Source organism: Acinetobacter sp. ANC 4636, assembly GCF_054454555.1.
Genome location: NZ_JBTKVD010000001.1, coordinates 210,744 through 232,778 on the forward strand (window position 1 = coordinate 210,744; position 22,035 = coordinate 232,778).

At 39.9% G+C, this 22,035-nt stretch carries 28 protein-coding genes and 1 pseudogene; 17 read left to right on the plus strand and 12 right to left on the minus strand.

Annotation, left to right across the window (positions count from 1 at the left end):
• Positions 1–96: 96 nt before the first annotated feature.
• The 3 genes from grxD (at position 97) to ACX1N5_RS01025 (ending at position 2,086) form a co-directional block, all read left to right on the plus strand.
• The gene (gene grxD, locus ACX1N5_RS01015; protein WP_458800116.1) at positions 97–438 is read left to right on the plus strand and encodes a Grx4 family monothiol glutaredoxin; all 342 of its coding nucleotides are present in this window, start codon (positions 97–99) and stop codon (positions 436–438) included.
• Positions 439–505: 67 nt separating this feature from the next.
• Positions 506–1,288, plus strand: a complete 783-nt coding sequence (locus ACX1N5_RS01020; RefSeq protein ID WP_458800118.1) for a Rossmann-like and DUF2520 domain-containing protein — start codon at positions 506–508, stop codon at positions 1,286–1,288.
• Positions 1,289–1,420: 132 nt separating this feature from the next.
• Positions 1,421–2,086, plus strand: coding sequence for a methyltransferase domain-containing protein (locus tag ACX1N5_RS01025; RefSeq protein WP_458800120.1), 666 nt, complete (start codon positions 1,421–1,423; stop codon positions 2,084–2,086).
• Between the two features lie 187 nt (positions 2,087–2,273).
• Here ACX1N5_RS01025 and trmB read toward each other — a convergent pair whose 3' ends face one another.
• The gene (gene trmB / locus ACX1N5_RS01030; RefSeq protein ID WP_458800122.1) at positions 2,274–2,990 is read right to left on the minus strand and encodes a tRNA (guanosine(46)-N7)-methyltransferase TrmB; all 717 of its coding nucleotides are present in this window, start codon (positions 2,988–2,990) and stop codon (positions 2,274–2,276) included.
• Positions 2,991–3,236: 246 nt separating this feature from the next.
• Here trmB and ACX1N5_RS01035 point away from each other — a divergent pair, with 246 nt between their 5' ends.
• A complete protein-coding gene (locus ACX1N5_RS01035) occupies positions 3,237–3,848 on the plus strand; it encodes a glutathione binding-like protein (RefSeq protein WP_458800124.1) in 612 nt (203 codons plus the stop codon).
• A 71-nt stretch (positions 3,849–3,919) separates the two neighbouring features.
• Here the strand turns inward: ACX1N5_RS01035 and ACX1N5_RS01040 are convergent, their stop codons facing one another.
• From ACX1N5_RS01040 to ACX1N5_RS01050, 3 genes are all read right to left on the minus strand, one after another.
• A complete protein-coding gene (locus ACX1N5_RS01040; RefSeq protein WP_458800126.1) occupies positions 3,920–4,336 on the minus strand; it encodes an HIT family protein in 417 nt (138 codons plus the stop codon).
• A 24-nt stretch (positions 4,337–4,360) separates the two neighbouring features.
• The gene (locus tag ACX1N5_RS01045) at positions 4,361–4,627 is read right to left on the minus strand and encodes a YARHG domain-containing protein (protein WP_458800128.1); all 267 of its coding nucleotides are present in this window, start codon (positions 4,625–4,627) and stop codon (positions 4,361–4,363) included.
• 84 nt (positions 4,628–4,711) lie between these two features.
• Positions 4,712–5,587, minus strand: a complete 876-nt coding sequence (locus ACX1N5_RS01050) for an NAD(P)-dependent oxidoreductase (RefSeq protein ID WP_458800130.1) — start codon at positions 5,585–5,587, stop codon at positions 4,712–4,714.
• A 331-nt stretch (positions 5,588–5,918) separates the two neighbouring features.
• Here ACX1N5_RS01050 and ACX1N5_RS01055 point away from each other — a divergent pair, with 331 nt between their 5' ends.
• The 9 genes from ACX1N5_RS01055 to trpB all read left to right on the plus strand — a co-directional run bounded on the left by ACX1N5_RS01055 (position 5,919) and on the right by trpB (position 13,546).
• On the plus strand, positions 5,919–7,106 hold the full coding sequence (locus ACX1N5_RS01055) for an O-succinylhomoserine sulfhydrylase (RefSeq protein ID WP_458800132.1): 1,188 nt from the start codon (positions 5,919–5,921) through the stop codon (positions 7,104–7,106).
• A 13-nt stretch (positions 7,107–7,119) separates the two neighbouring features.
• Positions 7,120–7,452: a YbaB/EbfC family nucleoid-associated protein gene (locus tag ACX1N5_RS01060; protein ID WP_322782728.1), complete on the plus strand. Its 333-nt coding sequence runs from the start codon at positions 7,120–7,122 to the stop codon at positions 7,450–7,452.
• 11 nt (positions 7,453–7,463) lie between these two features.
• A complete protein-coding gene (recR, locus tag ACX1N5_RS01065; protein WP_116726353.1) occupies positions 7,464–8,060 on the plus strand; it encodes a recombination mediator RecR in 597 nt (198 codons plus the stop codon).
• 254 nt (positions 8,061–8,314) lie between these two features.
• Positions 8,315–9,457, plus strand: coding sequence for a ribonuclease D (locus tag ACX1N5_RS01070; protein WP_458800134.1), 1,143 nt, complete (start codon positions 8,315–8,317; stop codon positions 9,455–9,457).
• 109 nt (positions 9,458–9,566) lie between these two features.
• Positions 9,567–9,866, plus strand: a complete 300-nt coding sequence (locus ACX1N5_RS01075; protein ID WP_116726537.1) for a YcgL domain-containing protein — start codon at positions 9,567–9,569, stop codon at positions 9,864–9,866.
• Positions 9,867–9,868: 2 nt separating this feature from the next.
• Positions 9,869–10,258 carry a hypothetical protein gene (locus tag ACX1N5_RS01080; RefSeq protein WP_458800136.1) on the plus strand — a complete coding sequence of 130 codons (390 nt, stop codon included), beginning with the start codon at positions 9,869–9,871 and terminating at the stop codon, positions 10,256–10,258.
• A 15-nt stretch (positions 10,259–10,273) separates the two neighbouring features.
• Entirely contained in the window at positions 10,274–11,119 is an 846-nt protein-coding gene (locus tag ACX1N5_RS01085) for an AAA family ATPase (protein WP_458800138.1), read from the plus strand.
• A gap of 12 nt (positions 11,120–11,131) precedes the next feature.
• Positions 11,132–12,319, plus strand: coding sequence for a vWA domain-containing protein (locus ACX1N5_RS01090; RefSeq protein ID WP_458800140.1), 1,188 nt, complete (start codon positions 11,132–11,134; stop codon positions 12,317–12,319).
• A gap of 24 nt (positions 12,320–12,343) precedes the next feature.
• Complete coding sequence (trpB, locus tag ACX1N5_RS01095; protein WP_458800142.1) at positions 12,344–13,546, plus strand: tryptophan synthase subunit beta; 1,203 nt, start codon at positions 12,344–12,346, stop codon at positions 13,544–13,546.
• A 150-nt stretch (positions 13,547–13,696) separates the two neighbouring features.
• Here trpB and ACX1N5_RS01100 read toward each other — a convergent pair.
• From ACX1N5_RS01100 to ACX1N5_RS01110, 3 genes and pseudogenes are all read right to left on the minus strand, one after another.
• Positions 13,697–14,119 (minus strand): annotated as a pseudogene (locus tag ACX1N5_RS01100) (CBS domain-containing protein); the annotation flags it as partial.
• 112 nt (positions 14,120–14,231) lie between these two features.
• Positions 14,232–14,663 carry a CBS domain-containing protein gene (locus tag ACX1N5_RS01105; protein WP_131380832.1) on the minus strand — a complete coding sequence of 144 codons (432 nt, stop codon included), beginning with the start codon at positions 14,661–14,663 and terminating at the stop codon, positions 14,232–14,234.
• A gap of 154 nt (positions 14,664–14,817) precedes the next feature.
• Positions 14,818–15,051 (minus strand): hypothetical protein, encoded by a 234-nt coding sequence (locus tag ACX1N5_RS01110; protein WP_004753120.1) that lies wholly within the window; start codon positions 15,049–15,051, stop codon positions 14,818–14,820.
• Positions 15,052–15,268: 217 nt separating this feature from the next.
• Between ACX1N5_RS01110 and ACX1N5_RS01115 the strand changes: the two genes are divergently transcribed.
• The 4 genes from ACX1N5_RS01115 (at position 15,269) to ACX1N5_RS01130 (ending at position 18,361) form a co-directional block, all read left to right on the plus strand.
• Complete coding sequence (locus ACX1N5_RS01115; protein WP_004753118.1) at positions 15,269–15,631, plus strand: hypothetical protein; 363 nt, start codon at positions 15,269–15,271, stop codon at positions 15,629–15,631.
• Between the two features lie 174 nt (positions 15,632–15,805).
• Positions 15,806–16,150 carry a hypothetical protein gene (locus tag ACX1N5_RS01120; protein ID WP_131380830.1) on the plus strand — a complete coding sequence of 115 codons (345 nt, stop codon included), beginning with the start codon at positions 15,806–15,808 and terminating at the stop codon, positions 16,148–16,150.
• A 77-nt stretch (positions 16,151–16,227) separates the two neighbouring features.
• Positions 16,228–17,343 carry a signal recognition particle-docking protein FtsY gene (gene ftsY, locus ACX1N5_RS01125; RefSeq protein ID WP_004753113.1) on the plus strand — a complete coding sequence of 372 codons (1,116 nt, stop codon included), beginning with the start codon at positions 16,228–16,230 and terminating at the stop codon, positions 17,341–17,343.
• Between the two features lie 424 nt (positions 17,344–17,767).
• Positions 17,768–18,361 carry a nitroreductase family protein gene (locus ACX1N5_RS01130; RefSeq protein ID WP_458800145.1) on the plus strand — a complete coding sequence of 198 codons (594 nt, stop codon included), beginning with the start codon at positions 17,768–17,770 and terminating at the stop codon, positions 18,359–18,361.
• A 60-nt stretch (positions 18,362–18,421) separates the two neighbouring features.
• Here ACX1N5_RS01130 and ACX1N5_RS01135 read toward each other — a convergent pair whose 3' ends face one another.
• The 5 genes from ACX1N5_RS01135 to cydP are packed head-to-tail and all read right to left on the minus strand — an operon-like array spanning position 18,422 to position 21,758.
• Positions 18,422–18,715, minus strand: coding sequence for a cyd operon YbgE family protein (locus ACX1N5_RS01135; RefSeq protein WP_458800147.1), 294 nt, complete (start codon positions 18,713–18,715; stop codon positions 18,422–18,424).
• Between the two features lie 4 nt (positions 18,716–18,719).
• Entirely contained in the window at positions 18,720–18,821 is a 102-nt protein-coding gene (gene cydX, locus ACX1N5_RS01140) for a cytochrome bd-I oxidase subunit CydX (protein WP_004753106.1), read from the minus strand.
• A gap of 14 nt (positions 18,822–18,835) precedes the next feature.
• Positions 18,836–19,981 carry a cytochrome d ubiquinol oxidase subunit II gene (cydB, locus tag ACX1N5_RS01145; protein WP_004753105.1) on the minus strand — a complete coding sequence of 382 codons (1,146 nt, stop codon included), beginning with the start codon at positions 19,979–19,981 and terminating at the stop codon, positions 18,836–18,838.
• Positions 19,978–21,567: a cytochrome ubiquinol oxidase subunit I gene (locus ACX1N5_RS01150; protein ID WP_458800270.1), complete on the minus strand. Its 1,590-nt coding sequence runs from the start codon at positions 21,565–21,567 to the stop codon at positions 19,978–19,980. Before ACX1N5_RS01150 ends, cydB begins: the two co-directional genes overlap by 4 nt.
• Positions 21,567–21,758: a cytochrome oxidase putative small subunit CydP gene (gene cydP, locus ACX1N5_RS01155; RefSeq protein WP_004753102.1), complete on the minus strand. Its 192-nt coding sequence runs from the start codon at positions 21,756–21,758 to the stop codon at positions 21,567–21,569. Before cydP ends, ACX1N5_RS01150 begins: the two co-directional genes overlap by 1 nt.
• Positions 21,759–22,035: the final 277 nt, after the last annotated feature.

The following is a 22,035-nucleotide window of genomic DNA, read 5'->3' on the forward strand; positions in this document are numbered from 1 at the left end:
AGTCATAATAAGAGAAAAACAGAAAAATTCTCGACATACCCACCTTATTCCTAAGTTTTAGGTATAATACCGCCTAGAATAGTTGAGGATTTATCTATGACTGAACAAGCACGCGATACTGAAGCGTTAATTCGTGATCAAATTGCTAAACATGCTGTACTTCTATATATGAAAGGCACACCACAATTCCCACAATGTGGTTTTTCTGCACGTGCAGTAGAAGCACTCAGTCAGATTGGTCGTCCGTTTGCTTATGTGAATATCTTGGAAAACCCAGATATTCGTGCAGCTTTACCAAAAATTGCAAACTGGCCAACATTTCCACAGCTTTGGATCAATGGCGAGTTAATCGGCGGTAGCGACATTATGCTAGACATGTTCCAAAAAGGCGAATTACAGCCTTTGGTTGAACAATACAGCCCAGCACCAGAAGCATAATCTGTTGCCGATCTGAAAAGCGCCATATCTGGCGCTTTTTTATTGTGGAGTGCTTGAGAAAATCATCATGAAAATAAGTTTTATTGGTTCTGGGCGTGTCGCTACTCATTTGGCAATGGCCTTACAACAATCGGGACATCAGATTCAGCAAGTCTATAGCCCAAATTTGACGCATGCTCAGCAGCTTGCGATACAGGTTCATGCTGGTGCAGTAGATCAGTTACAGCAATTAGATCACCAGATTGATTTGTTAATCATCGCGGTAAAAGATCAGGCAATTGCGCAAGTTGCTCAGCAGCTACCTCAACATTTATCGAATACATTGGTATTGCACACTTCAGGTAGTACAGACCTTCAGATTTTACAGCAGCATCATGTACGCTGTGGGGTACTGTATCCATTACAAACATTTAGTTTCGAAAAATCAGTAGATTGGAAAAATGTACCTTTACTACTTGAAACCACTCAGCCACAAGATTTGATCTTATTGCAAGATTTAGCACAGCAGTTAAGCTCGCGAGTGTATGTCTATTCATCCGCACAGCGCTTGAGCCTGCATTTGGCGGCGGTATTTGCCTGTAACTTTAGCAATTATTGTTATGACATGGCTAAACGGGTGGTAGATGGTGCAGCAGTCGATTTTAGCTTACTCTATCCTTTAATTCTGGAAACTGCGCAAAAAGCTACGCAGTTTGACCCTAAAGATGTACAAACAGGGCCTGCAGTACGTCAGGATCAACAGATTCTGAAGATGCATCAAGATATCTTGCAGCATCAACAACAGGCTGATTTAGCAGAGATTTATCAACAATTGAGTCATGCAATTCAGCGCAGACATACGGCAACATAAAATAAGTCAGAGACTTTGACGTTTTTCTGATAATGAACTTCTAGGTCAATAAGCTAGAGTAGTATCCCAGATTCCTTTATATTGATACCCATGATTTAAGATGATGAAAAATAACAAAATCAAGAGGATAAAATGGCAAAAAATTTTCATAGCCCGCAAGTGGTTGCCAGTTATGATCAACACATCGTCAAGCTCATACCAGGTTATGAGCTGATTCATCAGCAGATCGCGGCAATTTTACAACACTATTTGCCAGAGTCAGCACGAGTTTTGGTGGTGGGCTGCGGCACAGGTTATGAGCTGGCTTATTTGAACCAGCAGCATCCCGACTGGCAATTTACTGCATTAGACTTGTCTGCCGCCATGCTGGAAACAGCGCAGCAGCGTTTGGCAGGGGTGACTCAAATTGAGTGGGTTGAAGGGGATTTAAACTGCTTGGATTCAACTGCGCAGTACGATGCCGTCTTAAGCATACTGGTTGCTCATTTTATTGAACCATCAAAAAAACAGGATTTTTTCCAGTCTATTTATCGGCATTTAAAGTCAGAGGGTATATTGCTCAATGTTGATTTGACTCAACCTGAGCAGGAGAGTGACCTTGCTATGCTGCAACAGGTGTGTGAGCAAACAGGTTTAACACCTGAGCAAAGTCAGAAAATGCGTCAGCGATTACAGCAAGATTTTCATTTATTGAGTCCTGAACAGAATATTCAGCTATTGCACCGTGCAGGGTTCGCTCGCGTCACAGGCTTTTGGCAAATGCTGCAATATCATGGTGTGATGGCATTTCCTGTTTAAACAGACCGATTATTAACAGGCTTAGCATTCTATTATAAAAATAAATTAATCTACTGTGAGGCTGTCCAGTGGTATGGCTTTGATGAAGTCTTGATGTATGTAATTAATTGAATTATTAAAATTTTATTGTTGGTTCTCTTGGGGAAAGCATAATGCCAAATTAGCTTGGCATTATGCTAAAAATCAATTATTTAATTTTTTTAAAAATAAAGTCATTAATCTTGTGACCTGACTCTAAACCACGACGTTCAAACTTGGTCAGAGGACGCCATTCTGGGCGAGGGTAGCTGTTGCCTTTGCCTGCCAGATTTTCTAGGTTTTCCCGATTGTCTAAGACATCAAGCATCCATTCTGCATAGGGTTCCCAGTCTGTTGCAGCATGGAATGTACCGCCAAGTTCCAGTTTTTGTTCTACTAGAGTCATACGTTCATCGACCACAAAACGGCGTTTGAAATGACGTTTTTTCTGCCATGGATCTGGAAAATACAATTGTACACAGTTAATGCTGGCATCTGGCATTTCACGCAAAACTTGAATCGCATCGGCATCTAGCACTTTCAGGTTGTCTAAGCCTGCTTCGCCTGCTTCATAAACGCATTGGGCAATACCAGGAATATGTACTTCAATCCCGACGTAGTTACGTTCAGGGTTGGCTTGCGCCATGAGTACGAGTGAACGACCCATTCCAAAACCAATTTCAACAGTCAATGGACGTTCAGGATGCGAAAAATGCTGACGTAAATCACCGACTGGATATTCCAAAATAAAGTCACGATGTTGTTCCAGCGCGGTACGTTGTGAAGTATTTAGCGGGGACGAGCGACGCATAAATGTCACAATTTCACGGTGCTCGTGCAAATTGTCTAACTCAACAATTTGTGGTTCAAGTTGCTCGTTACTCATAAGAATGGAATTCAATGGATTAAAAAACCGATATTTTAAGTCGCGATTTAAGCAAGTCAAATAAAAAATCTCTCATCCATACGATGGTGCTATCGCTTTAGACAACAGAAAATAAGTTTTATGGTTTTTTTGCAAGTAATGTACTTTTTTGCAATTTTCGTGATTCAGTACTTGCAAGTTGTATCGTAGCGTTTTAAAACAATAAAGTCAGAGTAAAAAACATAGAAAAAGGACGAGAGACAAGCTATGAAGCTGTATTATTCGCCAGAGGCTTGCTCACTTGCAGCCCATATTATATTAAATGAAATTAATGTTGATTTTGACTTGGAAAAAGTCAACTTAAAAACCCATACCACAGAAAAAGGGGGTGATTATTATCAAATTAACCCAAAAGGCTATGTGCCAGCTTTAGAAATTAACCCAGGCCTGATTTTAACTGAAATGGTTGCGATTTTACCTTTCTTGGCACAGCATGATCCGCATCAGGACTTGATTCCACCCTCAGGTTTGGGACGTGCTAAAGTGTTGGAATGGTTGGGTTTCTTAAATTCAGAATTGCATGATGCGTATGCTATATTTTTTGGTAAACCACTGACAGATGAAGAAAAATCTAGAGCCTATCAGGAAATAGACCGATTGCTAGATTATATTGATCAGGCGATTGCCAACTCGGATACCGAATACTTGGTTGGCGATAATTTTGGTCCTGCTGACGCTTATTTGTTTGTACTGACCAACTGGTCAACGCCCATTAAGCATGAGCTTAATCCATATAAGCACATTATTGAGTTACGTAACAAAGTAGCTGTGCGCCAGTCTGTGCAAATCGCAATGCGTGATGAAGGTTTAATTAGTTAATTATTGTTTTTTATCAAACTATTTTAAAATTAAATAAGAAAAAAGGAGCAATTGCTCCTTTTTTTATGTTTTTATGCTAGTGCAGCTTTAATTTTTTCTGCAAAGCCTTTGATTTTCTCCTGATCGCCCATTTCTGCAGCGTGTCGCCCTAGCTTATGTACTGAACTTGGAATCAGATGAAAATGCACATGGGGTACAGTTTGTCCTGCGGCTTCGCCCGAAAGTTGCATCAGCACAATGCCTTGTGCATTGAGTGCAGTTTCAATGGCACGTGCTACTTTTTGCACAATTTGAATGGTGTAGACTGCATCTTCTGCAGGCAAGTCCAGCAAAGTTTCTGCCTGAGCTTTTGGGATAACCAAAGTATGGCCATCGGCTTGCGGCATAATGTCCATAAATGCAAGTACGCGGTCATCTTCATAGACTTTAATTGCTGGAATTTCGCCACGTAAAATTTTTGCAAAAATATTTTGGTCATTATATGCCATAACGTATTTCCTTAAATTGCTGAATTATTTACAGCTTAATTCTTTCTGACGAGCTTTGATCTGGTCAAGCTTTTGTTGCTCTTTATCAGAAAATTTTGGTTTGGTGGTATGACAGTTGTCGTTACCATATTTTGCTTTGGCTTCAGGATCGCTAAAACAATAACCTTTTGACGCATAAATCAGATTATAGTCATCTTTGAGTTTTTGACATTCCTGCTCAGAGGCTGCAAGCGTATTGATGCTGAACAATCCCGCCAACATCGCAATAAGCGCAACTGAAAACTTCTTCATGAGCTGTTCCTTTATTTGTAACGATATGTGTTTATACACAAGGTTAATATGGATACAGTTGCGCCAAATTGCAATGTTTAAAGATTACTCAATTGTAATCTTGCTCCATGATTCGTACATTTTTGCCACAGTAGAGAAGTCACTGTTTTCTTCAGCTAAGGCATTGGCAGCTTGAATCAGGCTTTGTGATAAACCAATCACAGGCGCAGCAAGTTTGGCTTCACGTACCAGATCAACCGCGATGCCTGTATCTTTTGCCAGAAGTGGCAAAGCAAAAGTTAGTGGGAAACTACGGTTAAAGATACGGTTGGGTACGATATTGCTGGTTACGGTGCTTTGCCCACTTGAAGCATTAATACATTCAAATGCTTCTGTCAGGTTTACGCCGTGCGCTTTTAATGTGGTTGCACCCTCACAAGCTGCACATAAATGCACAGCCATGAGCATATTATTGACCGCTTTTACTGCAAAACCTGCACCTGATTCGCCAACATGTTTAATCAGTTTTCCAACCGCTTGCATGGCAGGCAAAGCACGTTCAAAGGCTGCTGCATCGCCACCCACCATAACAGTTAATGTCGCATTTTCAGCTCCAACAGTTTGCCCGCTCACAGGTGCATCAAGGTAGTCAACACCATGCTGTTTAAGCTTCGCTGCGAGTTGCTGTGCGCTCGCAGGAACACCACTGGTGCAGTCGACCCAGATTGCGCCTGATTTGATTTTGACGCTGTTAATCAGGTTTTCAACGTCTTGGCTGGTCGGCAAGCAAGAAAAAATAATATCGGCTTGTACGGCTTGTTCTAAAGAAACTGCTTGTGTTGCATGTGTTTGAGCATGTTGTTTGGCTTTTTCTTCTGTGCGGTTCCAAACTAGAACTTGCTCAAAGTGTTTCGGTAAATGTGCTGCCATACGGTAGCCCATAGCACCTAAACCGAGGAATGCAACAGATGAGATGGTCATGATAAGTCCTTGATAATATGGATTGGGAGCTTTAAAGCAATCAATATGCCAAAATCACTGCATACTGAAATGGCAATCTTCTGCTATTGATATAACCAATTTTGATAAGATCGGCAATGTAAAATGGCCTTATAAATTTAAACGATTGCTGAAAATCGATGCAAATAGCAAATTTGTGAGCTGAAACTTGGTTGTGAAACCAATAATTGCTCAAAAAATGCATAGCGACAGCATAATCATGAAATATTTTACCTTGACCGATTGGCTATAAGGCGCTCAAAATGTTGGCAGTTTTGATTCTATGCATAGCGTTATATAAAGAGTAGAGCTCATGAGCCAGCACGACGATTCCCAATATCAATTAGATACTTTAGCCATCCGTACAGGGCACACTCGCAGTTTCGAGGGTGAACATAGTGAACCGATTTTCCTGACTTCATCTTTTGTCTATGCCAACGCTGCTGAAGCTGCAGCAAAATTCTCAGGCAAAGAGCCAGGCAACATTTATTCACGTTTCACCAATCCAACAGTTGCCATGTTTGAAAAACGTCTGGCAGCCTTAGATGGTGCAGAACGTGCAGTGGCAACAGGTTCGGGTATGGGTGCGATCTTGGCAATTGCGATGGCGTACTTAAAAGCGGGCGATCATGTGATTTGTTCACGTGCTGTGTTTGGTTCTACGGTCAGCCTGTTTGAAAAATATATTGGTAAATTTGGCGTTGCAGTTGATTTTGTAGATTTGACCAACTTGCAAGCTTGGCAAGATGCGATTCGTCCAGAAACCAAACTATTCTTTGTTGAATCTCCATCAAACCCATTGGCTGAAATTGCGGATATTCAGGCACTTTCTGATCTGGCACATGCACATGGTGCATTGTTGGCAATTGATAACAGCTTCTGTACGCCTGCTTTGCAGCAACCAGTCAAGTTTGGTGCAGACCTTGTGATTTACTCTGCAACCAAATATATCGATGGTCAGGGGCGTGCTTTAGGCGGTGCAGTGGTCGGTAAACATCAATTACTTGAAGAAGTGTTTGGTGTGGTGCGTACCCTTGGCCCGTCTATGAGCCCATTTAATGCATGGGTATTCTTAAAAGGCTTGGAAACTTTGCGTTTGCGTATGAATGCACACTGTCAAGGTGCACAAAAACTGGCTGAGTGGCTCAATCAGCACGATAAAGTTGAGAAAGTTTACTATGCAGGCTTACCTGAACATGTCGGACACGAATTGGCGGCAAAACAGCAATCTGGCTTTGGCGGCATTGTATCTTTTGAAGTGAAAGGTGGTCGTGAAGCAGCTTGGAAAGTAATTGATAGTACCCAGTTTATTTCAATTACTGGTAACTTGGGCGATGTAAAATCAACCATTACTCACCCGGCGACCACGACACATGGTAAATTATCCGATGCGGCTAAAGCTGCTGCAGGAATTCGTGAAGGTCTTATTCGTGTATCGGTTGGTTTGGAAGATATTCATGATATTATTGCCGACCTTTCTCGTGGTCTCGATCTGATTTAATTTTGGAGTCAATCTGATGAATATTAATATGCTGATGCAGCAAGCCCAGCGCATGCAAAAAGACATGGAAAGCAATATTAAAAAAGCCAAAGAAGAGTTGGCACAAACTGAAGTACATGCTGAAGCGGGTGGTGGTCTTGTAAAAGTCACTATGACTTGCCGTCATGTGGTAAAACGTATTGAAATTAACCCAGAGTTGCTACAAGACGAAGCAGACATGGTTGAAGACTTGATTGCAGCGGCAATGAACGATGCATCACGTCAGGCTGAAGCAATTTCAGAAGAAAAAATGAAAGCTGCAAATGCTGGCACAGGTTTGCCACCTGGTTTATCTGGTTTGTTCTAAGGGATTATTTGGTGTTTAGTCCCCGTTTTGAACAGCTTGTTCAAGCATTACGCACCTTGCCAAGCGTTGGGCCAAAGTCGGCTCAGCGTATGGCGCTGCATCTGGTGATGAAAAACCGTGAAGGTGCTTTTCAACTTGCCCATGCTTTGCATGAAGCGGCAACCTATATTCAAAGCTGTCATGTGTGTCATTCACTGAGTGAGGATGAAATTTGCGAGATCTGTGCATCACCACGTCGAGATGACACGGTGCTGTGTGTGGTTGAATCTCCTGCCGATGTTATGGCAATTGAGCAAAGCGCTGGATTTCATGGGAAATATTATGTACTTGGTGGGCATTTGTCGCCGTTAGATGGTATTGGACCTGAAGAAATTGGTATTCCCGCATTGGTTCAACGCTTAAAACAGGGGCAGATTCAGGAAGTGATTCTGGCAACTAATGCGACGATTGAAGGTCAGGCAACAGCACATTATATTTTGGAAGCGTGTAAGACTTTACCTGTCAGCATGACGCGAATTGCTCAAGGTGTACCACAAGGTGGCGAGCTTGAGTATGTTGATAGTCATACGTTAAGCCAAGCCTTGCATCATCGTATGCAATTGAAATAATCCAGTTCGCCATTCAAAAACCTATCATTTGAGTGGTTTTTAGTTTTAAATTAAAATTGTTTAAAATATGCAGATTATAAAAACAATAAAATGACTTTTATTGCTTGGTCAAAAATATAACAATAGGAGTGGTTTTTTTAAATTGTTGACAATTATCGCAATCGACAGGTTTCTGATTCATCGGTTAATATGTAAAACGGTTTAGCGTTATTTTTCTCACCTTTGAGGTAATGCATCACGCATTTTGCAAGAACATGTATCATTTTATTCAGCATCAACCCGAACTCGAGATGGTCTTAGCTGCCATGGACCAAAGTGCCATTTACGCACTCGATAGTGAATTTATCAAGGTTGATACGCTGCGGCCAAAATTAGGTGTATTCCAGATCAATGTTTCTGAGCAAACTTATTTGCTAGACGGTGTAAATTTAGATTTGACTGAGTTCTGGAAAAAATTGGCAACAGCCCAGCAAAATATTTTCCATGCCTGTGGTGAAGACATTGATTTAATTTATCATTATGCTCAAATTCACCAGTTAAATAATGTATTTGATACACAGGTTGCGATGTCATTTTTAGGGCATGGTTTACAGGTCAGTTATCAAAATGCGTTGAAGCAAATGATCGACATTGATATTGAAAAAGATCAGACGCGTTCAGACTGGCTGGCTCGTCCATTGTCCGATAAACAGCTCTGTTATGCTGCCAACGATGTTATTTATCTGAATCATCTGGCACAACGATTAAAGTCGCAACTCCAAGAGAAAGGTTTGCTTGAGTTTGTGTTAGAAGATTGTCAACACTTGACTGAAGAAATTGCACAGCAAACGCCAATAGAGTTGTTATATACCGATATTGGAAATTATCGCCACTCACGTCGCCAACTGATGCAATTACAGCAGTTGAGTATCTGGCGAGAACAATTTGCAAAAAGCTTAAATATCCCACGGAGCTTTTTGTTAAAAAATTCGAGCATGATTGATTTAGTTGAAAAAAATCCGCGTAACCATTTTCAGCTCTCGCACATTAAGCATATTCGTCCAAATGTTATCCGTGAGTACGGTAAGCTTATTCTGGACTTATTGAAATATTTACCAGAGAAAGAGCTTTGGCCTGCCAGCATTCCACGACCAGTCAAGCATATTTCCAAGCCAGTAGCAGAGCAGATCGATCGTATGATTGGTGGGGTGGTTGAACAGACCAGTATCCCACATGCGGTACTTATGCGTAAGAAGTGGCTCAATGAGCTCTATCAATATATTGTTATGCCGCAAACAACACAAAAATTGTCCAGTTACCTCATGGGTTGGCGCTATGAATTACTCACCCAGCCATTGCTCGAAATCTTGCAGCAAGATCAGGAAAATCTAGCTGAGCAGATGAAAGTTCGCCAATAACTCAAAAAATCCTATAGAATATTGCTGACTCTAGCGTCAATAATGATGCTAGATTCGGTTATTTTCGATATTGTTATTTCTGTATTATAAGAGTGCCGTGGTTATGGTTGTGCATTGTGATATTTATCGCTCTAGCAAAAAAGATGAAATGTATTTGTATGTTGCACGTCAAAATGCAGAGCAGGCGCATGAAGATCCATTTGCGAATGTTCCAGAAATGTTAAGCGTTGCTTTTGGGCGCGCAACATTTGTCATGCATCTTGAGTTAACCGAAACACGCAAGTTGGCGCGCGCCAATGTATTGCATGTGATGGACTCTTTGCAAACCAAGGGTTTCTTTATTCAAGTTCCACCAGAAGGCCTTATTAATGCAAATGCAGTCGAACCTGAAGGATTGCGAGGCGCTTAACGATGAATACAAGCATCGTGCATCAAACAATGACATTTCTCACAGTGGTTCCTGAAAATATTATTGCAGTGAGTGTGTATGTTGCAGGTGCAATTCTTGTTTTGCTGCTGTGGTATTTAATGACTAGGCCGTATCCAAAGTTTTGTGCAATGTCGACGTGGATTGCGTTTGCATTTATGGTGACGCCGAGCATTTCAGATGGGAGTAATGCTGCAATTGCTCCTGCTGTATTTGGACTCATGTTTGGTATTGTTACTCATGATCATAATTTGATGTGGGTAAATCTAGCTACAATTTTATTTGTGATTGGTTTAGGCAGTATGGTGGGTTTCTTCTGGTTAAAATTTTTACAATCTAAATCTCAACAAACCAAGAAGACTGCTCCACTTTAGCAAAAGGAAGGCTTTATGGTTGCCAAAGCGACAGCGCAGTTTCAAGGAACATCACAGTATATTGCGGCAGATGGACTTAAACTTGCAGTGAATGCTGCCTGTACTTTGGAAAAACCATTATTGGTTAAAGGCGAGCCAGGTACAGGGAAAACTTTACTTGCAGAGCAAGTCGCTGCTAGTCTTGGTTTGAAACTGATTACATGGCATATCAAGTCGACCACTAAAGCTCAACAAGGGCTATATGAATATGATGCGGTGTCGCGCTTACGCGATAGTCAACTTGGTGACAGCCGCGTTTATGATATCCAGCATTATATTAAGCCTGGAAAATTATGGGAGGCTTTTACCAGCACTGAACGCTGTGTCTTGTTGATTGATGAAATTGATAAAGCAGACATTGAGTTTCCAAATGATTTGCTGCATGAATTAGACAAAATGTCATTTTATGTCTATGAAACCAATCAGACCATTCATGCCAAGCAACGCCCCATCGTGATTATTACCTCAAACAATGAAAAAGAATTGCCGACTGCTTTCTTGCGTCGCTGCTTTTTTCATTATATTGAATTTCCAGATGAAGCCATGATGCGGAAAATTGTTGCGGTACATTTTCCGCAGATTTCGCAAAATTTGCTCAGTCAGGCGTTACAGGTCTTTTATAAACTTAGAGATATTCCGAACTTAAAAAAAGCACCATCAACCTCTGAACTGATTGACTGGTTAGCACTTATTTTAGTGGATGATTTGCCTGAACAGATGCTACAACAACAGTCAGCCTTGCCGCCTCTGTATGGTGCACTGATAAAAAATGAGCAAGATTTACAATTGCTCGAACGTCTTGCTCAAATGTCGCGGCGTTAACGGACAATACTTATGTTTATACGTCTATTTTATACTTTAAGAAAATATGGCGTTCCTGTTACAACTCAAGAATTACTCGATTTAAATCAGGCGATTGAAAGAAATTTAGTATTTGCTGATATTGAGCAATTTTATTGGCTTGTGCGTATGCTCATGGTAAAAGACGAGCGTTATTTCGATAAATTTGATCGCGCATTTAAAGCTTATATGGACGGGGTTGAGCGCCTGACTCAAGAAGAAATTTTAAATCAACTGCAACACTTACCTAAAGCATGGTTTGATCTGGAACTTATTGAAAAAAACCTGACTGAGCAGCAGCGAGCAGAACTGCAAAAAGCCAATTCTTTAGCTGAGTTATTACAACAACTTGAACAGCGGTTGCACGAGCAGCAGAAGAAGCATCAGGGTGGTAATAAAATGATTGGCACAGGCGGAACATCTCCGTTTGGTGCTTATGGTGATCATCCTGAAGGAATCCGAATTGGTGGGCCGAGCCGTAAACGTTCGGCAGTCAAGGTTTGGGAGCAGCGTCAATATAAAAACCTAGATGATGAACAAGTGTTGAGTTCACGCCAGATGCAACTGGCATTGCGTTATTTACGCCGTTTTGCTCGTCAAGGTGTGGCACAAGAACTCGATATTCACGCCACTATTCAGGCAACAGCCAAGCAAGGCATTTTAGATGTGCAGTTTGTTCCAGAACGCCGTAATGGTGTAAAAGTCCTCATGCTGTTTGATGTCGGCGGATCTATGGATGGCTATGTTCAGCAGTGTGAAGCCTTGTTCAGTGCTGCAAAAAATGAGTTTAAGCATCTGGATTATTTTTATTTTCATAACTGTCTGTATGACTATGTCTGGAAAGACAATACTCGCCGTAATACAACTCGATTATCCACTTGGGATTTACTCCATACTTATAGCTCAGACTATCGGGTAATTTTCGTTGGTGATGCCAGTATGGCACCCTATGAGTTACAGAGTGTCGGTGGTTCGGTTGAGTACATGAACGATGAGTCGGGGCAAATCTGGTTACAACGCGTCCGGCAACATTTTCAGAAAACGGCATGGTTGAACCCTGAAGATCAGCGTTATTGGACATATACCAAAACCATTGGTCTGATTCAGCAGGTTTTTGAACAGCAGATGTACCCAATGACCCTAAAAGGCATTGAGGAAATGACTAGGTATTTATCACGTTAACAATAAATGAAGTGGGATAATATAATGCAGCAATTACAAGGTTTTGCTTTACCAACTCAAGATGGTTTTTTTGGGGAATATGGCGGTCAGTTTATTCCACCGCACTTAAAAGCGGCAATGGATGAAATCAATACTGCATATGAACAGATTCGCCATACTGCTGAATTTCAGCAAGAACTGAGTGATTTATTTCAGCATTATGTTGGTCGTCCAAGTCCATTGTTTTATGCGAAGCGTTTATCCGAACAACTCGGTGGTGCACAAATTTATTTAAAACGCGAAGATTTAAACCATACGGGTGCGCATAAGATCAACCACTGTTTGGGTGAAGCCTTACTTGCTAAATACATGGGCAAAACCAAAGTGATTGCAGAAACAGGGGCAGGGCAACATGGTGTCGCACTTGCAACAGCCTGTGCTTTGGTGGGCATTCCATGTGAAATTCACATGGGGCAGGTGGATATTGAAAAAGAACACCCTAATGTCGTCAAAATGAAGATTCTAGGGGCAACGCTAATTTCTGTAACCCGTGGAACAGCAACTTTAAAAGATGCAGTTGATAGTGCCTTTGAAGAATATTTGAAAGATCCTGAAAACTACATCTATGCGATTGGTTCAGTGGTTGGGCCTCATCCATTTCCAAAAATGGTGCGTGACTTTCAGGCAATTATTGGCGATGAAATTAAACAACAAAGTCAGGCACAATTTCAGCAATTCCCAGATTATGTGGTTGCTTGTGTCGGTGGTGGGTCGAATGCAATCGGCGCATTCACTGCATTTTTAAATGAAGATAGTGTCAAGTTGGTGGGTGTTGAACCTGCAGGTTATGGTCTGGATACGACACAACATTCTGCAACTCTAACATTGGGCAAACCAAGTCAAATTCATGGTATGGCATGTTATGTTTTGGAAGATGAACAGGGCCAGCCACTGCCTGTACACTCTATTGCATCAGGTTTGGATTATCCTGGAGTAGGACCACAGCACAGTTTCTTAAAAGATTTAGGTCGGGTGGAATATACCACAGCAACCGATCAGGAGTGTCTGGATGCATTTATGACTTTATCTCGTGTAGAAGGTATTGTTCCTGCGCTAGAAAGCTCACATGCAGTTGCATGGGCGCTGCGCGAAGCACCACATTTGCCAAAAGAAACTAAAATTGTCGTGAACCTGTCTGGTCGCGGCGATAAAGACGCTGATTATGTTGCTCAGAAGTTAGGTTTATAAGTTCTATATAAAATAAAAGAGCTACCTTTGGGTAGCTCTTTTGATTAAAGATGAACAGTGGCGAAGTTATTGTCTATCATAGGATTGCAATTGCTGAATTAAATTTTGCTGATCCTTGATAGTCGCATCAGCTAGATCCCCAAAATTTTCAATATAATTCTCCAATTGTTGAATCAGGTCATGTTGATCTTCAATAATGGCTTTCACCAAATCTCCGACTGCAACCATTCCTACAAGCTTTTCTTGCTCTAGAACTGGTAAATGCCGTAAATGATGATCGGTCATTAATTTCAGACTGTCTTTCACAGTATGTTCTAGCTCAATGGTAATCACCTCAGCAGTCATTAACTCACGGACTTGAGTTTCTTCGGTGAGAAACTGGTGTTTGAGCATTTTACGTGCACAATCCCGCTCTGATAAAATTCCAATGACACGCTGTTCTTGAGTGACAATCAAAGCCCCTATATCTTTGTTTGTCATTAAAGAAATTGCTTCATGGATAGAAGCATCTGGTGAAATTGTATGAACAGAAGGATCAATTTTATTTTGTATCACATATTTAATATTAGTCATGATTTTCCTAGATTTTTCGTTGTTCTAGTATGACTAAGATGGAATAAATCGATCATTTTATCAACAATAAAATCCATATAAAATGTAAGGAATAATTGCATTTAAAATTGATTTAGTTCGAAATATAGTGCTGTAGCTGTTGAATCAAATCATGTTGATCTTCAATGGTTGCCTTGACTAAATCGCCAATTGCCACAAGACCAACCAGTAAGTCATTTTCTAAGACGGGTAAGTGTCGTAAATGTCGATCAGTCATTAACTTTAAGCATTCTTCAACGGTATTATTTAACCGCACACTAATGACGGCTGAGGTCATGAGCTCACAAACTTGTGTACTATCTGCGGATAAATCACGCATGATAATTTTTCGTGCGCAGTCACGCTCTGACAAAATACCAACGACTTGATTACCTTCAGTGACAACCAGTGCACCAATGTCTTTGTTTGCCATCAGCGTGACTGCTTCAGTAACTGATGCATCTGGAGCAATGGTGTAAATCGATGAATTCTGTTTTTTTTGAATTACATGGGCTACGTTTGTCATATTATGCTTATCCTTCGCGGTTTTTTTAGTTGTAACTTAAGATGGAATAAATGATGAAATTTTGCAAGAGTGAAAAAATGAATAAATGTATATAAAAATTATGTATAAGTCATAAATAACAGGCACAAAAAAACGCCACCTAAGTGACGTTTTTTTAAGCTTTCATAGTTGCCAGTTTTTGCCAGTATAAGGCTTTCAGGCTATCTCGTTCTACGCGGAATCCTTGGGTGTAAAGTTCTGCCAAGAATAATGCAGCTTTGCCATGACCTGCGTGTGCGACATTTTCTAGATCTGTCACAGCATCACAAAAATTCATTTGTGACTGGATTGTGTTAACTGCATTTGCGTACACATGCTCTAGGTCCTGTTGAGAGAGTTGTTTAATCATATATAGCTCCTTATTTTAATTATGATTACAATCGACTTATTTACTGAAGTCTAATTTAAATTAACATATCTACATTTAACTAATATTACAGTTCATATATTAAGTCAATCTCAATATGAAGGCAATTTCTATTCTTTCAAGGTTACATGATTAAACATTAAACAGAAATATTTTTTATTAATATAGAAATATAAAAGTATAACAAGGAGAGTAAATAATGACCCTAACAATAATAGATGGTTTAGAGTTTGACGTGCCTTTAGACCAGGCGAAAATTAAAGCACTTGCTTTACTACATCACGATCAGTTAGGTGAGGCCATTTATCACAAAGATCAGCATATTGGTGAGCTAGGAATTGCGCATCGTGTCAAGATAGCGGATTTTACTCGTCAATTGCCTGCTGAAAAACGCCTCGAATTTTATAGAATATATAATCATGAATTGCGTCGTTTGGCGGTTGATGATCCATTGCATCCTCCACATGCTGAAGAGGGCGTCAATGTATTTTTATTAATTGTGATTATGTTGATGATTGCAGTGATTTTATATTTTGCTTTTGTGCGCCATGTAACAGGTTAATACATAGTTCATTCAATGTTTAATATGAACTAAACATAAATGATGAGACTTCTTTCATCATGATTTATATCCTTTTATATTTTTTCCATAGAGAAAAGGAAAATAGATTAATGAAAGAAGTCTATTGTACTCTAAGGATGATCAACTTAAACTAATAATTCATAGAGGTTGGTCATGCTTAAATCTATAGATACTATCGCAATATTATTTAGAAGCAGAGTTAAAATATCTGTTCAATATTTTTCGCATCTTTTACTCAGTTGCATCGCACTGTCGGTGATTGTTTTTGTATATTTTCTTTCAATTTGCCCAATTCAGAGTCATCAATATGATGTAGTTGAAAACTTGGCTCGTTCAGCGCAGTATCCCAAAACTCAGCATTTTGCGATTCAGTTGCTACAAAAATCCAATTTGACTCAATGGCAGTACTTTCAAGTGATGCGCGCTTATCAATATGAGAAAACAAAAACAATGCGTTATCCTGCACTCAATACAAATGATACTCTGCCGAGATTTTAAGCGGGCTCAAGCGGTAGAATAGCAATAACTTATGTTAAACTTATTCTTTTTAATGCAATGTTTTTCAAGGGATCAGCATGCAAGAACAAACACATGGGCAAAACAAATTTTTGATTGATGCAGAGATTGGTGATGATGATGTCACTTTGCCAAGTTTACCTGCTGTTGAAGTTCCAATTGTAGAAAAAAAAGCTGAGCAAGTTGTAAATTTAACTCAAAGTTCAGCACCTGAAGTGACTGAAACTGACGCACAAGAAAAGCCTAAAGCAGGCGGTTTCTTTAGCCGTATGAAAGAAGGCTTAACCAAAACTCGGAAAAATTTTACCGATGGTATGGTGAATATTCTGATTGGTGGTAAAGAAATTGATGATGAACTTTTAGAAGAAGTTGAAGAGCAATTATTGATTGCGGATATTGGTGTTGAAGCAACTAAAACCATTATTGCAAATTTAACCGAACGTACCGCACGCGGTGACCTTATTTATTCTCATGCTTTATATAAAGCGCTTCAGGAAGAGCTGGTTGCACTTTTAGCACCGCGTGTAAAACCCTTGCATATCGATACCAATAAGCGCCCGTTTGTCATTCTGATGGTTGGGGTAAATGGTGTAGGAAAAACCACCACCATTGGAAAATTAGCCAAGCGGTTACAAGGTGAAGGTAAAAAAGTCATGTTGGCTGCTGGTGATACATTCCGTGCAGCTGCAACTGAACAATTGCAAATTTGGGGTGAGCGTAACAATATTTCTGTGGTTGCTCAGGGTCATGGTGCAGATAGTGCGTCGGTTATTTTTGATGCTTTCGAAAGTGCGCGTGCTAAAGGTATTGATGTATTGATTGCTGATACGGCAGGGCGCTTACACAATAAAAGCAACTTGATGGAAGAGCTGAAAAAAGTTAAACGCGTCATGCAAAAAATTGACGCCACTGCACCACATGAAATTATGCTGGTTGTTGATGCAGGCACAGGACAAAATGCGATTAATCAGGTGCAAGAATTTGATCAGGCAGTTGGGTTAACAGGAATTACCATTACAAAACTTGATGGTACAGCCAAAGGCGGGGTGCTATTTAATATTGCAAGTCGTACTCATGTTCCAATCCGATTTATTGGTGTTGGCGAAAAAATTGATGATTTACGCCCATTTTCAGCTAAATCATTTGTTGCTGCGCTTTTTGAAACAGAAAAATAAAATCTATATCGAGAGACTCTGTTGACGCTTTATTTATGATTTGCGTTATCAGTGAAAAGTGACTTCAGCAAGGTATGAAACCAGACACTGGAATTCCGATTGTCTGGTTTCATAATGAAGTTTAGTCATCATTCTTCTGAATTCTGTTATTTTGAATATTTCTTCATTAACAATGCTGCACTAATATCACTAAATTTTATTGTTATTGCCTTGAAATACTTAAAAAATCTTGTGTCGTGCAATGTGTGGTTTATGTTGCATGAACCTACGAAATATCAATAATCCCTAAGATCTTGAGATATTCTTCATTTTATTCTAAAAATAGGACACAGTGTTTAGATAAGCCTGCTTTTTCCGCAGATATAAAACATTAAAATTACAGTCATTGCATTTTATTAAAATTGTGACAATCAGGAGTTACAGCATGTCTTTTATCGATCAAATTGAAAAACGCCGTACAATTTATGCAATTGGTAACCAAGTTGCTTTATCAAATACCGAACTTGAAGCATTAATTAAAAAAGCAATTCGTCTTAGCCCATCTGCATTTAATTCACAAACATCTCGTGCAGTGATTTTGTTTGATGCATCACATGTTAAATTTTGGGAAATTGTGCGCGAAACTCTACGTAAAATTGTGCCAGAAGCAGCATTTGAAGCAACGAATAACAAAATCAACAGCTTTGCAGCAGGTAAAGGTACGGTTTTGTTTTATGAAGATCAAGATGTGGTGAAAGGTCTACAGGAACAGTTTGCTGCTTATGCAGACAATTTCCCTGTTTGGTCTGAACATTCTTCTGGTATTGCTCAATTTGCAGTATGGACTGCATTGGCTGAACAAGGTGTTGGTGCATCACTACAGCATTACAACCCAATTATTGATGCTGAAACAGCAGAAACTTTTGCGGTACCTGCAAACTGGAAACTTCGCGCTCAGTTGGTATTTGGTTCAATTGAAGCACCTGCTGGCGACAAAACTTTTATGGATGACGCAGCACGTTTTAAAGTTTTTAACTAAGTTTTAATCTAGCCAATAAAAAAACCAGCATTTGCTGGTTTTTTTTATTGGCGTAGATTTTTAACCAAGCCAGAGGTAATAACCAATAGTCATCAGTGGCCATGCGACTACAGGGCTAAATAACCATTTCCATAACCACCAACGCGGTATAAAACCCACACCATAAATGAATCCACCTGAAATGCCTAACATGACGAGCATCAGCACACTGTGATTATAGTGTCCATTTGCATCAAGCATTAAAGAAGGGTAGACCAATAAGATTCCAGCCAAAGGCAATGCCAGCATAAAAGAAACAATCATCATGAGAATCTCTGCTGCACTTTTCTTTGGTGTTGTCATTGCTTCAGCCATTGTCTTATTCCTCGTCTAGATTTTGATGATGTTCAGTGTATAGCGCACTAAGTACACTTGCGAAACATGCCATTAAAATTCCGAGAATCCACGCAAAATACCACATATTCTATTCTCCTATTAGTACAGACTATGTGAGTGAGTTTCAATGTGTTTATTGGTAATCACGCCCCACATTTTGTAATAACACCATGTGGTATATATTAGGATGATTGGAACGAAAATACACGCTGCAACAGTCATTACACCGAGTGTTTTATGACTTGAAACTGCATCCCACATGGTTAAGCTTGAAGTTGGATCAATACTAGATGGAAGCAAGAATGGGAACAAGGCAAAGCCTGCAGTTAAAATTGCACCCACAATGCTTAAACTTGTACCTGTAAAGCTTAGACCTGCTTTATTTGAACCACCACCAACAATCGTTAATAGGCCACCCAAAATAGCAAGAACAGGTGCAACCATAGTGATTGGGTAAGTTGAATAGTTATTCATCCAGCCAGGATTTGTATTGGTTACAACATGTTTGGTTAGAGGGTTAATTGCAGCATTGGTGTTAAGTGGAGTTGCTAAGCTATAACCAGGCATGTGACCGAAATACAACCAAGCACCTGCTGCCAAGAAGCATACCAAGAATACGATACCCATGATTTGAGTTGCTTTCGCAGAGCGTTGACGTAATACGCCATCGGTACGAAGCATTAACCATGCACCGCCATGTGCTGAAAGCATTGACAAGCTGACAATACCGCACACTAATGCAAATGGGTTGAGTAAGGCAAAGAAGCTACCTGTGTATTCAGAACGAAGTGTGTCATCGAAGTGAAATGGTACGCCTTGGAATAAGTTACCAAATGCAACACCAAACACTAATGCTGGAACAGCACCACCGATACATAGACCCCAGTCCCATGAAGTACGCCATTTGGTATTTTCTAGCTTAGAGCGATAGTCAAACCCAACAGGACGAAGGAAGAGGGCGAATAGAACCAACAATAGCGCCCAGTACATCCCAGAGAAGGCAACGGCATACACCATTGGCCATGCAGCAAATAGGGCACCACCTGCAGTGATAAACCAAACTTGGTTGCCGTCCCAGTGCGGTGCAATCGTGTTGATTGCAGCACGTCGTTCGTTATCAGTTTTACCAACGAAAGGCATGATTGCCATGGAACCCATGTCAAAACCGTCGGTTAGAGCAAAGCCAATTAATAAGACACCAACGAGAACCCACCAAATGATTTTGAGTAATTCATATTCAATCATGATTGAGCCTCCCCAACAGCAGATTGGTGATGTGTGTCTGATTTTTCAAAATGATATTTGCCAGTATGCAACGAGCTTGGACCAAGGCGAGCAAATTTGATCATCAGGTACATTTCTATAATCAATAGAACAGTATAGAAAGCAACCAGTGCAAAGATAGAACCCGCTAGATCTCCTGTACTTAAACTAGAAGCAGACAAGTGAGTTGGTAATACTTCACCGATAGTCCATGGTTGACGACCACCTTCTGCAACATACCAGCCAGTTTGAGTAGCAACCCAAGGTAATGGCAATGAATATAGCGCGAATTTAAGTAACCATGGTTTTTGTTCAAAATTACGTTGTGCTACAGACCATGCTGAAAGAAGGAATAACAGTAGCATTAATGCACCTGATACAACCATCGCACGGAAAGTAAAGAATAAAGCTTTTACATTTGGAATACTGTCTTTAACTGCAGACTTGATTTGGTCATCAGTCGCATTAGTAACATTTGGTGTATATTTTTTAAGAAGTAGGCCATAACCTAAATCTTTTTGGCTGTCTTTAAATGCGCTAAGTAACGCAGGTGTACGATCACCAGCACGAAGTTTTTCAAGCTGACCGTATGCGACCATACCATTACGAATACGAGCTTCATGTTGAGTCATGAGATCTTTAATCCCTGTGACTTGTCCTGTCGTAGAACGTGTTGCAATCAGACCTAATACATATGGGATTTTGATGGCATAGTCAGTACGCATTTCTTGCTGATTTGGAATACCAAACAGAGTAAAGCTTGCAGGAGCAGGTTCTGTGTTCCATTCTGCTTCGATAGCAGCGAGTTTGGTTTTTTGAACGTCACCAATTTCATAGCCTGATTCATCACCAAGCAAAATAACGCAGAATGTTGACGCTAAACCAAAGATTGCAGCGATTGCGAAAGAACGACGAGCAAATGCTAAATCACGTTTTTTTAGTAAGTAATAGCTTGAAATGGCTAATACAAAGATAGAACCTGTGACATAACCTGAAGAAACAGTATGAACAAATTTCACTTGGGCAACAGGGTTAAACAGTAATGCACCAAAATCAGTCAATTCCATACGCATGGTTTCAAAATTGAATGCTGCACCAACAGGGTTTTGCATCCAGCCATTCGCAATCAGAATCCAAAGCGCAGATAAGTTAGAACCAAGAGCAACTAACCAAGTTACACTCAGGTGTTGAACACGAGAAAGACGTTCCCATCCAAAGAAGAATAAACCAATAAATGTTGATTCAAGGAAGAATGCCATTAAGCCTTCGATCGCCAGTGGTGCACCAAAAATGTCACCTACATAGTGCGAATAATATGCCCAGTTTGTACCAAACTGGAACTCCATGGTTAGGCCAGTAGTGACGCCTAACGCAAAGTTAATACCGAAGAGTTTGCCCCAAAACTTGGTCATGTCTTTATAGATTTCTTTGCCAGAAACAACATAAGCTGTTTCCATAATGGCAAGAAGAAAAGACATACCTAGAGTTAATGGAACAAATAAAAAGTGATATAACGCGGTCATTGCAAATTGTAACCGCGAAAGATCGACCACGCTTTCAGAAATCATCAACGTGTCTCCTTAATTGGGGGTGGACTGCCAGCAATACGCTCGGCAACTTGATTGTCAAAGTTTTTGGGAAAAGTCGGCGAATCAAACCAAATATTTTTGATTAGCATTAGAAGAGCAAATTTAATCACCAAAATAATGATGATTTCTTTTACTAGCCGTTTATCGAATTTATTCGTTTCTAAGCTCATGTTAATAAGCCTATTAAAATATCTATATTGATTATTATTGAATAAAAAAAATAAAAAATAAACAATAAAAAACAAATATTGATTTGTTTTTATTTAATTGATTTAAATCAATAAGTTAAAATGTTGTTATGGTATAAATTAGTTTATTTTTTAAACTAATAAAATCTGACTAAATTGCTCGTAATTTTACGGTTTAAATGTGAGTAAAATAGTCGGGAATAGGAAATGAATCTGATTGTTTTAATAGGAATTGTGCTTTTTAAAATTAATTTTCTTA